The organism is Rhodococcus sp. B50, assembly GCF_013602415.1.
Lineage (GTDB): Bacteria > Actinomycetota > Actinomycetes > Mycobacteriales > Mycobacteriaceae > Rhodococcus.
In genome coordinates this window covers 138862-152821 of record NZ_WPAG02000003.1, presented here as the reverse complement: position 1 = coordinate 152821, position 13960 = coordinate 138862, and the positions used below count along the sequence as shown (strand labels likewise).

At 64.6% G+C, this 13960-nt stretch carries 13 protein-coding genes and 1 pseudogene; 10 read left to right on the top strand and 4 right to left on the bottom strand.

Features of this window, described 5'->3' with window-relative positions; all coding sequences use genetic code 11:
• Positions 1-67: 67 nt before the first annotated feature.
• From GON09_RS25180 to GON09_RS25155, 7 genes and pseudogenes are all read left to right on the top strand, one after another.
• Positions 68-1337 (top strand): annotated as a pseudogene (locus tag GON09_RS25180) (acyl-CoA dehydrogenase family protein).
• On the top strand, positions 1337-2251 hold the full coding sequence (locus tag GON09_RS25175) for an alcohol dehydrogenase catalytic domain-containing protein (protein ID WP_213934744.1): 915 nt from the start codon (positions 1337-1339) through the stop codon (positions 2249-2251). The pseudogene GON09_RS25180 and the gene GON09_RS25175 overlap by 1 nt, the downstream one beginning before the upstream one ends.
• Before the next feature lie 55 nt (positions 2252-2306).
• Complete coding sequence (locus GON09_RS25170; RefSeq protein WP_213934743.1) at positions 2307-3440, top strand: IS630 family transposase; 1134 nt, start codon at positions 2307-2309, stop codon at positions 3438-3440.
• A 23-nt stretch (positions 3441-3463) separates the two neighbouring features.
• Positions 3464-3718 (top strand): helix-turn-helix domain-containing protein, encoded by a 255-nt coding sequence (locus GON09_RS28480; protein WP_307854600.1) that lies wholly within the window; start codon positions 3464-3466, stop codon positions 3716-3718.
• A gap of 66 nt (positions 3719-3784) precedes the next feature.
• The gene (locus tag GON09_RS28475) at positions 3785-4387 is read left to right on the top strand and encodes a transposase (protein WP_307854599.1); all 603 of its coding nucleotides are present in this window, start codon (positions 3785-3787) and stop codon (positions 4385-4387) included.
• 82 nt (positions 4388-4469) lie between these two features.
• Entirely contained in the window at positions 4470-5078 is a 609-nt protein-coding gene (locus GON09_RS25160) for a helix-turn-helix domain-containing protein (protein ID WP_213934742.1), read from the top strand.
• Positions 4964-5602: an IS630 family transposase gene (locus GON09_RS25155; protein WP_244867095.1), complete on the top strand. Its 639-nt coding sequence runs from the start codon at positions 4964-4966 to the stop codon at positions 5600-5602. The genes GON09_RS25160 and GON09_RS25155 overlap by 115 nt, the downstream gene beginning before the upstream one ends.
• Before the next feature lie 114 nt (positions 5603-5716).
• Here the strand turns inward: GON09_RS25155 and GON09_RS25150 are convergent, their stop codons facing one another.
• The 4 genes from GON09_RS25150 to GON09_RS25135 form a co-directional block, all read right to left on the bottom strand.
• On the bottom strand, positions 5717-6973 hold the full coding sequence (locus GON09_RS25150; protein ID WP_213930295.1) for an IS701 family transposase: 1257 nt from the start codon (positions 6971-6973) through the stop codon (positions 5717-5719).
• A 272-nt stretch (positions 6974-7245) separates the two neighbouring features.
• The gene (locus GON09_RS25145) at positions 7246-8295 is read right to left on the bottom strand and encodes a phosphotransferase family protein (RefSeq protein WP_244867013.1); all 1050 of its coding nucleotides are present in this window, start codon (positions 8293-8295) and stop codon (positions 7246-7248) included.
• The gene (locus GON09_RS25140) at positions 8292-8963 is read right to left on the bottom strand and encodes a TetR/AcrR family transcriptional regulator (protein WP_213934741.1); all 672 of its coding nucleotides are present in this window, start codon (positions 8961-8963) and stop codon (positions 8292-8294) included. Before GON09_RS25140 ends, GON09_RS25145 begins: the two co-directional genes overlap by 4 nt.
• On the bottom strand, positions 8960-9706 hold the full coding sequence (locus tag GON09_RS25135; RefSeq protein WP_213934740.1) for an SDR family NAD(P)-dependent oxidoreductase: 747 nt from the start codon (positions 9704-9706) through the stop codon (positions 8960-8962). Before GON09_RS25135 ends, GON09_RS25140 begins: the two co-directional genes overlap by 4 nt.
• 69 nt (positions 9707-9775) lie before the next feature.
• On the opposite strand from GON09_RS25135, the gene GON09_RS25130 reads away from it, so the two are divergent.
• The 3 genes from GON09_RS25130 (at position 9776) to GON09_RS25120 (ending at position 13816) form a co-directional block, all read left to right on the top strand.
• Complete coding sequence (locus GON09_RS25130) at positions 9776-11071, top strand: acyl-CoA dehydrogenase family protein (protein ID WP_213934739.1); 1296 nt, start codon at positions 9776-9778, stop codon at positions 11069-11071.
• Complete coding sequence (locus GON09_RS25125) at positions 11071-12111, top strand: zinc-dependent alcohol dehydrogenase (RefSeq protein WP_213934738.1); 1041 nt, start codon at positions 11071-11073, stop codon at positions 12109-12111. Before GON09_RS25130 ends, GON09_RS25125 begins: the two co-directional genes overlap by 1 nt.
• Positions 12112-12265: 154 nt before the next feature.
• Positions 12266-13816, top strand: a complete 1551-nt coding sequence (locus GON09_RS25120; protein ID WP_213934737.1) for a long-chain-fatty-acid--CoA ligase — start codon at positions 12266-12268, stop codon at positions 13814-13816.
• Positions 13817-13960 lie beyond the last annotated feature (144 nt).

Genomic DNA, 13960 nt, shown 5'->3' with positions numbered 1-13960 from the left:
GGCGCACACCTCCGTAACTCGATACAGTTGCATCGAAGGTTGATGCACCTGAATTGGAGTGGAGCTGATGTGGGACTTTTCGACAGAACCTGATTTCCAAGCCAAGCTCGACTGGGCGGACTCCTTCGTCCGTGCAGAGGTGGAGCCGCTTGATCACGTCCTTGGGGATCCCGTATGACAAGACCGATCCGAAGGCGATGCGCTTGATCGCACCGCTCAAAGAGCAGGTTCGTGAACAGAAGTTGTGGGCGTGTCACCTCACCCCCGAACATGGAGGTCAGGGCTACGGACAGGTGAAGCTGGCGCTCCTCAACGAGATCCTCGGCCGATCTCGTAAAGCTCCCTCGGTGTTCGGGTGCCAGGCGCCGGACTCCGGCAACGCGGAAATCCTTGCGAAGTACGGCACCGAGGACCAGAAGCAGCGCAACCTGCAGCCTCTGCTCGACGGCCTGATCTCGTCGTGCTATTCGATGACCGAGCCGCTCGCGGGTGCCGATCCCACGTTGTTCACCACCCGTGCGGTGCGTGACGGAGACGACTGGGTCATTAACGGGGGGAAGTGGTTCTCCTCGAATGCGCGCCACGCGAGCTTCTTCCTGGTGATGACGGTGACGAACGACGGCGCGGACCGGCACCAACGCATGTCGTTGTTTATCGTGCCGTCCGAGACCGCCGGACTCGAGATCATCCGGGACGCGGGGATCGGCACCGAGTCCGCCGAGCACTCGAGCCACGCGTATCTACGGTACCGGGATGTCCGCGTCCCCGCGGACCACCTGCTCGGCGAGGAGGGGCAGCCTTCGCGATCGCCCAGACCCGCCTCGGTGGTGGACGCATCCACCACGGGATGCGCACCGTGGCGCAGGTTCGCAAGGCGTTCGACCTCATGCTCAAGCGCGCCGTCTCGCGGATATGCAGGCATACAGGAGAAGATCGCCGACAGCTGGATCGACATCGAGCAGTTCCGGTTGCTGCTGCTGCGGACCGCATGGCTGATCGACCAGCACGACGACTACCGCGCGGTCCGCAAAGACATCGCGGCGGTCAAAGTCGCGATGCCCAAGGTGTATCACGACGTCGTCCAGCAGGCCATGCATTTGCACGGTGCCCTCGGCATCTCCAACGAGATGCCGTTCTCGTCGATGATGGTGGACGCCCAGGTCATGGCCGTCGCAGACGGCCCGACCGAAGTGCACAAGTGGACGCTGGCGAAAAGCTTGCTTCGAGACGTCGCACCCGGTGAGCCGTTGTTCGGCTCCGGTCACCTTCCGGCCATACGGGAAGCGGCTCGGCAACATGTCGCGGAACGGCTCGAGCGTGAAGTGGCGACGTTGTGATGCGGGCGATCCAGCTGCTCGAAGCCGGGTCTGATCCCGAGCGGGTCGACCTGCCCGTCCCGGAGCCGGGACTTGACGAAGTGCGCGTAGCGGTGCGCGCCTGTGGGATATGTGGATCCGATCTGCACATCCTCGATGGTCAGATTTCCACACAGGACCTGCCCCTCATCCTCGGACACGAAGCAGCGGGTGTCGTGGACAAGATCGGCCCCGGCACCTCCGGCATCGTTGCCGGCGAGCGGGTGCTTGTGAATCCGATCGTGGTGTGCGGAGTTTGCTCCGCATGCCGAGTGGGACGAACCAACCAGTGTCCGAACAACACCGTCCTCGGGGTGGTCGGCGCCGGTGCCGCGGCCGACTACGTCATCGTGCCGGCCGGAAACGTCCACAGAGTTCCCCAGGTGATTGATTTCGCGACCGCAGCGATCATGGCGGATGCCGTGGCGGGCCCGTTCCACGCCATTCGCGCAGCGGGCGTCCAGCAGGGCGACACAGTCGCCGTCTTCGGCTTGGGTGGTCTGGGCCTGCACGCCACCATGATCCTGAAACAGGTGATCGGTGCGCTGGTGATCGGCGTCGACACCTACGACGCCGCCCTCACGCGTGCCACCGGCTTCGGTGCCGATGTCGTGGTCGATGCGCGAGACGGCGCCCCGAGCAAACGGATTGTGAACGAGACCGACGGCGGAGTCGACTTCAGCTTCGAGTTCGTAGGGTCGAACAACACTGTCGAACAGGCGATCCGCAGCCTCCGCCCGGGCGGACTGTGCACTGTGGTCGGCGTCTCCTCGGAGAAGGCCAACTTCAATTTCGCCCTGGGCACTCTGGTCGCCCGGGAATGGTCGGTGCGCGGCTCGTACAGCTACGTCTCCCAGGATCTAGTGCCGCACCCGCGAACCTTTGCCCCGTTATAGCCGACACGCCGCCTGATTGCGGTGTGTCGGCCTCGGTATCGGTCAACCTGGTCCGGTGGCAGAACGAGTACGAGTGCGAGAACTCGACGACAACGAAGGTAAACGGCTGGTGCGGATCATCCGCCGCGGCGCCGGATCGGTGGTGACCTGGCGTCGCGCCCAGATGATCCTGCTCTCCGCCCAAGGCATGCCGGTACCCAAGATCGCCGAGGTCAGTTTCACCAGCGCCGACCGGGTCCGCGACGTGATCCACAACTTCAATGCCGACGGATTCGACTCGCTGTACCCGAAATACGCCGGTGGACGGCCGAAGACGTTCACGCTGCCCGAACGCCGCGAGATTAAGAAGATCGCCAAGTCGACCCCCGTCGAGCACGATCTGCCGTTCTCGACCTGGAGCCTGACCAAACTCGCCGAGTTCCTGGTCGCCGAGGGGGTGGTCGACGACATCAGCCACGAGGGTCTACGCGTGCTGCTCCGAGAGGAGGGTGTCTCGTTTCAAAAAGTGAAAACCTGGAAGCGGTCCAAGGACCCGGACTACGCGGTGAAGAAGGCTCGGGTCGAGCACCTGTATGCCATCGCTGATGGTGAGGTCGTGCCCGATCCCGATGAGCCACAGGCGATCTTCTGCCTCGACGAGTTCGGGCCCTTGAACTTGCAGCCGCATCCGGGCCGGCAGTGGGCCGAGCGTGGAGGCAAGCACAAGGATCCGGATCGAGGGCCCCGGCGCCGGCGACGGGCGACCTACACTCGCCCGCACGGAGTGCGTCATCTGTTCGCCGCGTACGACCTGGGCAAGGACCGGATGTACGGGCACGTCAAGACGACGAAGAACTGCACCAAGTTCCTCGAGTTCTGCCGGTATCTGCGCACCCTGTATCCGGCCGAGGTCCGTATCGCGATCGTGTGTGACAACTTCTCACCCCACCTGACCACGCGCAAGTGCCGGCGGGTCGCCGAGTGGGCTCAGGCGAACAACGTCGAGATCGCGTACACCCCGACGAACAGTTCGTGGCTGAACCGGATCGAGGCGCAGTTCACCGCGCTGCGGTATTTCGCGCTCGACGGCACCGATCACGGCAGTCATCGGGAGCAGGCGTCGATGATCCGCCGCTACATCATCTGGCGCAACAAGCATGCCGAGGACAGGCGGCTACGGGACATAGTCAACAGGGCAAACGTTGCATGATGCGGCACTAGGTCCGCGGCGTCATCCACGCGTTCAACGAGCATGGATTCGAGGCACTGAACCCAAAATGGAGCGGGGGACGACCGAGGACGATCGATGAACAGACCCGAGAGCGGATCTGTTTGATCGCCCGGACGTCCCCCGCCGACTGGGGTGTGAGCGCGTTCTCCACCTGGAGTTTGACCAAGCTCGCCGAGCATCTGACCGCCAGGAAGGTGGTGCCGGCGATCAGCCGCGAGACGCTGCGGCGGATACTGCGGGACGGCAAGGTCACCTGACAGGCGTCCACCACCTGGAAAGCGTCGACCGACCCGACTTCTTGATCAAGATGCAGGCGATCTTGGATCTGTACGACCGGCCGCCGGTCGACGGTCGGGTGGTCTGCGTCGACGAGTTCGGTCTGCTCAACCTGCAGCCCCGCGAGGGCAAGTGCTGGCGGCCGGTCACCCGCCCACGCCGACAACAAGCGAACGTATCACCGCTCCGACGGCGTGATGCACATGCTCGCTGCACTCGACTTGGCCACCGGCAGAATATATTACCGAATCCGGCCGCGAAAGCGATCCGGCGAGTTCCTCGATCTGCTCAAGACACTGCGCGCCCGCTGGCCAGGGGAGAAGTTGTACGTCGTCCTCGACAACTTCTCCCCACACCGGCACCCGACCGTCAAGACGTGGGCTACCGCCCACGAGGTCGAGTTGGTACTCCTGCCGACGTACGGGTCGTGGTTGAACTGGATCGAGTCCGAGTCCGAGTCCGAGTTCGCTGCGCTGCGGTACTTCGCGTTGAACGGGACCGATCACCGCAGTCACGCCGACCAGAACGCCGCGATCGCGGCCTACGTGCGGTGGCGAAACGCCCACGCCGACCCGAAGACCAACTTCGCGCCGGACTCACCGATTCGGACGTGGACCGAGTACCCGCATTACCTGGCCAAGGTTGCCTGACGAACCACTAGTGCTGAGTTCCTCTTTGGAGGCGTGGATTGAGGTTGAGTATATCGATGCGAGTCGATCGGAGGCGATTCGGATGCCGAAGATCCTGCGTGCACGCCCGGCCGCGGGCAGCGACGAGGAACGGACGGTCCGCCGATTGGCCGGCGCCCGGCACGCCCCCGCCGACGGGGTGCAGCGCGGCCGGATCATCGCGCTGAGCTGGGACGGACTGCGGGTCCCGGCGATCGCCGAGCAGCTGGGCTGCCACGAGCAGACCGTGCGCCGGTGGCTCGAACGGTTCAACGCCGGCGGGCTCGACGGGCTGGCCGACCGGGGTGGACAGGGCCGCAAGAGGCGGATCACCGAGGATGAGCGTTCCCGAATTCTGGCTCTGGTCATGCAGACTCCGCCTGGTCGTCCGGACCGCGCACCGGACGGGCAGCTCGCGGCAGCCGAGGCGGCCGGTCCGCCGGAATGGACCCTGAACGCGTTGACCGCCGCGGCCCGGGCCGAGGGTATCGATGTCCACCGCAGCCAGGTGCGGCGGATCCTGCTCGCCGAGGGGGTGCGGTGGCGGCGCACCCGTACCTGGATCCGGTCCACCGATCCGGATTTTGCGGGAAAAGGACACGGATCGTCGCGCTCTACACCGCACCACCGGCGGACGCGACGATCCTGTGCGCCGACGAGCTCGGTCCGGTGATCCCGCGGAGCTTCCCGCCGGCGCCGGGCTGGTCCCCGGACGGGCACCGGATCAAGGCCGCCCTCGACTACGGGCGGGGCCCGGAGAAGACCTGGGTGTACGGGGCGTTGCGGCCGAGGGACGGCCGGGAGCTGACGATGACCGCATCCTGTCGTAACAGTGTTGCCTACCAGCGTTTTCTGCAGGTGGTGGAGCAGGACAAGCCCGACGGACAGATCGTGGTGGTCACCGACAATCTCTCGTCTCATCGCAGCGTGTCCACCCGGGCCTGGCTCGAGAACCATCCCCGGATCCGGCAGGTGTTCATCCCGGTCGGTGCGTGCTGGCTGAATCTGCAGGAGGGGTGGTGGCGGATCTTCCGCAAGGCCGCGCTGGCGGGACAGACCTTCGCCGACCCCGGCGAGATCGAGGCGGTCACGGCCCTGGCCACCGCACAGCTCAATGCGCGAGCCCGGCCCTGGATTTGGGGACGTCCCGCCCCGCCGACCAGGAAACTACGCCGACGTTTTATCTATCGTCTTTGAGGAACTCAGCACTAGTAGGACTTTGTTAGGTTGGGAAGGTGTGGTGACAAAGTGGGCAGGTACCGATCCAACGGGCAAGTGCGCGTTGGAGTTCGCGCACGATTCCGTACAGGGTCAGTCCTGCCCATTCACTTTTGGGCCGGTCAACCGCAAGGTGGTCAGAAACAGATGCGCGGCGGTGACCAGGGTGACGTGGTGATGCCAGCCCAGCCAGGAGCGGCCCTCGAAATGATCCAGCCCGAGACCGGTTTTCAGCTCCCGGTAGTCGTGCTCGATACGCCAGCGAATCTTGGCGAGGCGGACGAGTTCTTCGAGGGACGTGTCCGCCGGCAGGGTGGCGAGCCAGAAATCGGTGGGTTCGTCGGCGCCGGTGGGCCATTCGGCGAGCAACCACCCCTGCGGCAGGGTGCCGTCCTCGGCGCGGGTGATGTCACGGTTCGCCGGGCGGACCCGCATGGCGGCGAACCGCGAGCGCATCGCCGCGGTCCGGTTGCCGGGGTCGGCCTTGCTGCCACGGCGCCAGGTCACCTCGGTCAGCGCCGAGGTTCCGGCCGCCAGAACGAGGTCCTTGCAGGTCGATGGCGGCCCGTAGCGGGGTGTCGGTGGGCGTCCCCGGCCACGGTAGGGCACCGTCTCGACGGTCGCGTCGCCGAGATGCGCAGTGGTGGCGCCCTTGACGGCGAGGACGTAGCCGATACCCCGTTCGGTCAGCGCGAGCCGGAAGGCGGTGGCGTCGCCGTAGCCGGCGTCCGCGACCACCGTCGGTGGGGTCCTGCCCCACTCGAGCATCTCGTCGATCATCTCGATCGCCATTTCCCACTTGCGGCGATGATGCTCGGTGTCGGGGATCGCCGACCGCGTCCGGCGGGCGGTGATCGCGGCGACCGCGTCCGGATCGGTGGTGGACCGATCGTCCCAGCTCTCGGGCAGGAACAGGCGCCAATCCAACGGGGCCGAGGCGACGTCGGTGGCGGCGTGCACGCTGACCGCGATCTGGCAGTTGCCGACCTTGCCGAGGGTGCCCGAGTACTGTCGGGCCACGCCCGGGGAGCGGTCGCCGTCCTTGGCGAATCCGGTGTCGTCGATGACCCACGCGTCCGGTTCGATCAGATCACATGTTCTGCGGGACAGTGTTTTCCGGACGGGGACCACGTCCCACGGTGACGTGGTCACAAACTGCTGCAGGCGTTGGTGATCGACCCCCAGTCGCTCGGCCATGGGTTGCATCGATTTGCGGCGCCCGTCGAGCATCAATCCCCGCGTGTACACCCCTGCTGTCGCCCGCTGGTCCTTGCGTGTGAGCGAGGAGAACACCTCCTCGACAAACGCATCGAGACATTCACCGACAGCGGTCAGGGTTGCGGGATCCACCCCGTCATCGTCTCGAGAATCACGCCGAATCTCGAGCCCTCACACCCGAAGTGAAAAACCTAACAAAGTCCTACTAGGGATTCAGCTGGGACGTAAGGTGTCGGACGTGGCGGTCGTGTCAGCGTGGCGCAGGGGCGATGTCGTCGAGACCGTCTGTGAGCTGCTACCAATGGATGTAGTCGTCGACTAACGAAGTTCACAGCGTGCACATCAGTTGACCTGCTGAACCTTGTCGTTGGTGCCTTAACAGGTCGATTGTGCCGCAGCTCGGGCTAAACTTGTTCGGCGGCGACAGACCAGTCGCCCGATGCGATTCGGGCAGAGATCTCCAGTAGTCCAATTGCGCATTCGTGGAGACGCAAACCGACCTCGCGAGGTGCCTTTCCGGCAAGCGCTCGAGCCCACGTGCCTTCCAATACAATTCCGAGCTTGTATCCGGCAAGGGCTGTGTACCAGTCGATCTCGCTGACGCTACGGGTGCTGGCAGCGGAGTAGGCAGTGACGAGTTCGGTGCGAGTCGGCAAACCGCCTGCGGACGCCAGCCGAGCACCGGTTGCGACTGGCGCCGGCTCGTGTGGCCAGCAGGCGAGTAGCCAGCCCAGATCGAGCAAGGGGTCTCCCACGGTGCACATTTCCCAGTCGACGATGGCGGCGACTTCGGGGGAGTTTCGCGCAAGCAGGACATTGTTGAGATGGAAGTCCCCATGCATGATTCCGGGGGGCTGGTTATCGGGTTGGTTGGCGCGGAGCCATTCGGCGGTGAGGTCTACGTCGGGGAGTGCGGGTTTGTAGGTACTGTCGGCAGAGTAGCCGTTGAGCTGCTTTTGCCATTGGTCCACTTGGCGCGACAGAAAGCTTCCCGGTCGCTGGAACTTGGCCATCGGCGTGCCCGCCGGATCCACCTCGCCGAGGTGCGCCAATGCGCGGGCCACCGCAAGTCCGGATTCGTGTCGAGTATCTCGATCGGCGGTGTACGCGTCCGAAATTTCTTCGCCGGGGTTGAACCCGTCCACCTCTTCCATCAGGTAGAACACCATTCCGAGGACCTCCAGGTCCTCGCACGTCGCGACGAGCCGGGGATGCGGAACGTCAGTATCGGCGAGAGACGACAGGACCGCGGACTCGCGCAACATGGTCTTGTTGCTTGACGGTCGCGGATGAAGCGGTGGGCACCGTAGGACCAGATCGCGGTCGTCGACCCGGAGCCGGAGGACCCGGTTCTGTGTCCCACCGGCGAGGGGTCGAACGTCGGCGATAGTGGTGCCGAGATCGTTCTCGCGAATCCAGGAGGCCATTGCCGTCCAGTCGATTTCCGCAGTCAACTTTTCCTTACACCCTTCTTCGAATTATCGCGTTCCAACCGGAGTCGATGAGTCTCCGCGGAGACGGGCGCGGTCAGCTGTCCGGCCGCGGCGTCGATGACGTGGCTGAGAAGCAACGCGTGGTCTTTACGATCAGTCTGGGCACGAAGTGCCAATTCCACTACGACGAATCGGGCCGTGAGAAACCTACGGTGGAGTTGGACGGCCTCGGGTTCGAGCAGAGGTTCGAGCAGCCCGCCCCAGCGGGCCATGCTGCTACTCGGATCGGCAAGCCCGAAGGGCTCGACCGACGGGTTGGCTCTGGTGAGCAGGTCGGACATGGTTTGGAGGTATCCGGCACCGCTGGCTCCCTGGCTGAGCTTCGCGCCCAGGGGCCGAACCAGTGCCGCCGCGAGAGTGGCGATGTCCGACACCGAGGACGCCTCGTACGCGTCCAACAGCGCATGTCTGCGGTTGTCGATTTCAGGGTTGTGCCTGTCCAACAAGGCGGCGACGAGGCCCTCCTTGTCACCGAACCAGTACTGGCCCGCGATCACGTTGCGGGAACGAGCTTCGCGGCTGATCTCGCGCATGGACACCGAGTCCACCCCGCGCTCCGCGAATAGCCGTTCGGCGGCGTCGAGCAACCGTTCGCGGGTTTCCTTGCCACCGGCTTGCTTGCTGGTCATGCTGGGATGCTAGCCATCCCACCGTCGACCTTGATCACTGCGCCGGTGGTGTAGCTCGCGGACGGGCCGGCCAGGTAGGCGACTGCCCCGATGATCTCCTCTGGGTTTCCGATACGCCCGAGCGGGATGTCCTCGGAGGTCCGCTGACGGGTGTGGTCGTTCCACGCGGCGGTGACGTCCGTGTCGAACGGGCCGGCCATGACCGCGTTGACCCGCACCGTCGGACCGAAGGATCGCGCCAACCCGCTCGTCACCGTGTTGAGGGCGGCCTTGGCCGCGGCGTACGGCAGGTCGTAGGGCTGCGGCTGCACGGCCGCGATGCTGGTGATGTTGACGATCGCACCACCCTGTTCGCGCTGCATCAGCTCACCGGCCCGGACCGCGAGCCGAAACGGCCCGCGCAGGTTGACCCCGATCACCTTGTCGAACAGTTCCTCGCTCAGCTCGCCCAGCGACGGGTACAGCGGGGACATCCCGGCGTTGTTCACCAGCACGTCGATGCGGCCGAAACGCTCGTCGACGAAGTCGATCAGCGCATCGCACTGCTCCCACGAGCCCACGTGGCACGCGAAACCGACGGCGTCCACGCCGTATTCGGCGCGAAACTCCTCCGCGAGCGCTTCGCAGGCCTCGCGCTTGCGGCTGGCCACCACCACGTGATCGCCGTCCGCCGCGAAATGCCGGCACATCGCCCGCCCGAGTCCGCGACTTCCGCCCGTCACCACCACAACACGACCAGACATCTGGCAATTACCTCCACTAGTAGATACAGTTGCTTCCAAGTTTGATGCAACTGAATTGGAGTGTAGCTGATGTGGGACTTCTCGACAGAGCCCGAATTCCAGGCCAAGCTCGACTGGGCGGACTCATTCGTCCGCACGGAGGTGGAGCCCCTCGATCACGTTCTCGGTGATCCCTACGACAAGGCCGACGAGCAGGCGATGCGCCTGATCGCGCCGCTGAAGGAGCAGGTTCGTGAACAGAAGCTGTGGGCGTGCCACCTCACCCCCGAGCACGGCGGACAGGGCTACGGCCAGGTGAAACTGGCCCTGCTCAACGAGATCCTCGGGCGGTCCCGATGGGCGCCGTCGGTGTTCGGGTGCCAGGCGCCCGATTCCGGGAACGCCGAGATCCTCGCCAAGTACGGCACGGCCGAGCAGAAGCAGCGTTACCTCCAGCCGCTGCTCGACGGCCTGATCTCCTCGTGCTACTCGATGACCGAGCCGCTTGCCGGGGCCGATCCCACGTTGTTTACCACCCGCGCGGTGCGCGACGGTGACGACTGGGTCATCAACGGTGAGAAGTGGTTCTCGTCGAATGCGCGGTATGCCAGCTTCTTCCTCGTGATGGCAGTGACGAACGACGGCGCGGACCGGCACCGGCGGATGTCGATGTTCATCGTGCCTGCCGAGACGGCCGGCATCGAGATCATCCGGGACGCGGGGATCGGCACCGAGTCGGCCGAGTACTCGAGCCACGCCTACATCCGGTACCGCGACGTGCGGGTGCCGGCCGACCATCTTCTCGGGGAGGAGGGCGCGGCGTTCGCCATCGCGCAGACCCGGCTCGGGGGCGGGCGCATCCACCACGGCATGCGCACCCTCGCCCAGGTCCGCAAGGCGTTCGACCTCATGCTCGAACGCGCCGTTTCCCGCACGATGCGCGACGGTCGCCTGGCGGACCTGCAGGCGACGCAGGAGAAGGTCGCGGACAGCTGGATCGACATCGAGCAGTTCCGGCTGCTGCTTCTGCGGACCGCCTGGCTGATCGATCAGCACGACGACTACCGCGCCGTTCGCAAGGACATCGCCGCGGTCAAAGTCGCGATGCCCAAGGTGTATCACGATGTCGTGCAGCGCGCGATGCACCTGCACGGGGCACTGGGGATCTCCAATGAGATGCCGTTCTCGGCGATGATGGTCGACGCCCAGGTGATGGCCGTCGCCGACGGCCCCACCGAGGTCCACAAGTGGACGCTGGCCAAGAGCCTGCTGCGCGACGCCACTCCCGGTGAACCCCTGTTCGGCTCCGGCCACCTCCCTGCTATCCGGGAAGCCGCCCAGCGGCACGTCGCCGAACGTCTCGAGCGAGAGATCGCGGTGCTGTGATGCGTGCGATCCAGATTCGCGAATCCGGAGCGGATCCGGAACTCGTCGATCTGCCGATCCCGGAACCGGGTCCGCGCGACGTCCGGGTTGCAGTCCGCGCCTGCGGTATTTGCGGATCCGACCTCCATATTCTCGACGGACACATTCCCACCCAGGACCTGCCACTCACTTTGGGACACGAAGCCTCCGGTGTCGTGGACCAAGTGGGTACCGACGCCGTCGGAGTCAGGACCGGCGACCGGGTGCTCGTCAATCCGATCGTAGTCTGTGGCGAATGCACGGCGTGCCGGGCAGGGCGAACCAACCAGTGCCCGAACAACACCGTCCTCGGTGTAGTCGGAGCCGGTGCCGCGGCGGACTACGTCACCGTTCCGGCAGGCAACGTCCACCGCATCCCGGACTCGATCGACTTCGCGACCGCAGCGATCATGGCCGATGCCGTTGCCGGTCCGTTCCACGCGATCCGGGAAGCGGGTGTTCAGCGGGGCGACACCGTCGCCGTCTTCGGACTCGGAGGTCTCGGCCTGCACGCCACCATGATCCTGAAGCAGGTGATCGGCGCCCGCGTCATCGGTGTCGACACCTACGACGCTGCCCTCGATCGGGCCGCGGGCTTCGGGGCTGACGTGGTGGTCGATGCGCGGGACGGGGCCCCAGGAAAGCGGATCGTCAGCGAGACCGGTGGCGGGGTCGACTACAGCTTCGAGTTCGTCGGGTCGAACAGAACCGTCGAACAGGCGATCCGAAGCCTGCGCCCGGGAGGACTGTGCACCGTGGTCGGGGTGTCCTCGGAGAAGGTCGAGCTAGGTTTTGGCCTCGGGACACTGGTGGCGAAGGAATGGTCGGTTCGAGGCTCGTACGGCTACGTCTCTCAGGACCTCGATGACCTGATTGAGCTCGTCGGATCCGGGCAGCTGAAGATCGCCGGAACGATCAGTCACCGGGTATCTCTTGAGAGGTACGCCGAAGGCATTGCCACCCTCCGCGACCGCAGTCTTCACCCCATCCGGGTCGTGGTCGAGAACGATCACACCGGATAGCGCAGAGGGTGCACTACCCAGTGCACTCACCGCTCGGTTGTCTCCCCCGAGGCGTGCAGACCGCCTCGGGGGCGCAGGCTGGTACGTGGCCTGTCCACCGTGGTGGTCACGCCGCCGGCCAGTGACCACATGATCGAAGGCAAAGGATCTGTACATGCTGCCGCATATGCCGTTGACTTGGATGCACCAGGTCGAAAGACATGCCCACACTAAACCGTCCACGCCGGCGATGCGATTCGGTGGTCTCACCACCAGCTGGTCCGAACTCGCCGATCGCACCACGAGACTTGGTCACGCGCTGTCGGAGCTGGGTGTCGGCAGCGGTGACCGCGTACTCGTGCTGTTGAAGAATCGGCCGGAGTTCATAGAAACGGTCATCGCCGTCAACCGAATCGGTGCAATCGCGGTACCGGTGAATTTTCGGCTCGCCGCCGACGAAGTCGAGTACATCATCCGCGATTCCGGCGGTAACGTGATCGTCACCGAGGGTGGTCTTATCGATGTCACGGATGCGGCGTGCGCTGGCATCCCACTACCGCCGATCAAGATCGTCTGCTCTCATCCGGAGCAGATGGCCCTGCCTCTCGTGTCCTATGACGAGCTGCTTGCCACCACTCCTGCGGTGGAACATCCATGGCCGTTGCGTCTGGAAGACATCGCGCTCATCATGTACACATCGGGCACGACAGGAAACCCGAAAGGGGCGATGCTGTCGTACGAGAATCTGCTTGCCGGAACGATTGCGGTCAGTCAGATCTATCAGCTGACCGACGAGGACACGATCTCGCTCATCACCTCGCCCCTGTTCCACATAGCCGGGGTCGGCGCGGCGCTGCCCAGCCTCATCTTAGGGCACACATCCGTCATCGTCCCGACGGGCGCCTTCGACGTCGAAGCCTTCCTCGACACACTCGAACAGGAGGCGGTCACCACTGCCTTCCTCGTCCCGACACAGTGGCAATCAGTGTGCAGCAGCACCACTCTCTCTTCGAGAGACATTCAGCTCAAGGTCGCTTGTTGGGGCGCAGCCCCGGCTACGCCGGCACTTCTGCACCGGATGAACGACTGCTTTCCCGGCGTTTCCATCGTCTCTGGCTTCGGACAGACCGAGATGTCGCCTAATACTGTCGTCCTCAGAGGGCAGGATGCAGTGCGAAAGCTCGGGTCAGTCGGTAAGCCGTTGCCGCACGTCATGGTTCGTGTGGTGGATGCGGAAATGAATGATGTCCCCGCGGGGCAGGTCGGCGAGATCGTTTACCGCGGCCCGTCGACAATGGCCGGGTACTGGAACAAGCCTGACGCCACTGAGGAGGCGTTCCACGGGGGCTGGTTCCACTCAGGCGATTTGGTTCGAGTGGATGAAGATGGCTTCATTTATGTGGTCGACCGGCTCAAGGACATGATCATCTCCGGGGGAGAGAACATCTATTGCGCTGAGGTCGAGAACGTGATTGCCGGGCACCCCCAGGTGCAGGATGTCGCCCTGGTTGCCAAAAAGCATGATCACTGGGGGGAGACTCCCGTTGCCGTGATCCTCGCTGCGAATCCGGAGGATCCGCCCAGCGCGGCTGACATCATCGAATACTGTCAAGAACGGCTGGCTTCGTACAAGAAGCCGACGGCAGTTCTGATCGTCGAGGAGCTTCCGCGCAACGCATCGGGCAAGATCCTCAAATCCCGCCTGCGGCAGATGATCAACGCTTGACGTTGGTGCCCTCCCGATCTCGCAGAGACGGAGAGGGCACCAACGTGCACCTCGACTCCAGCAACACGAATACCGCACGGGCTGCTCCCATCCGTTGGAGAGGAGCAGCCCGTCGCATCATCGTGGGGTGTTCTCGTAGTAGTG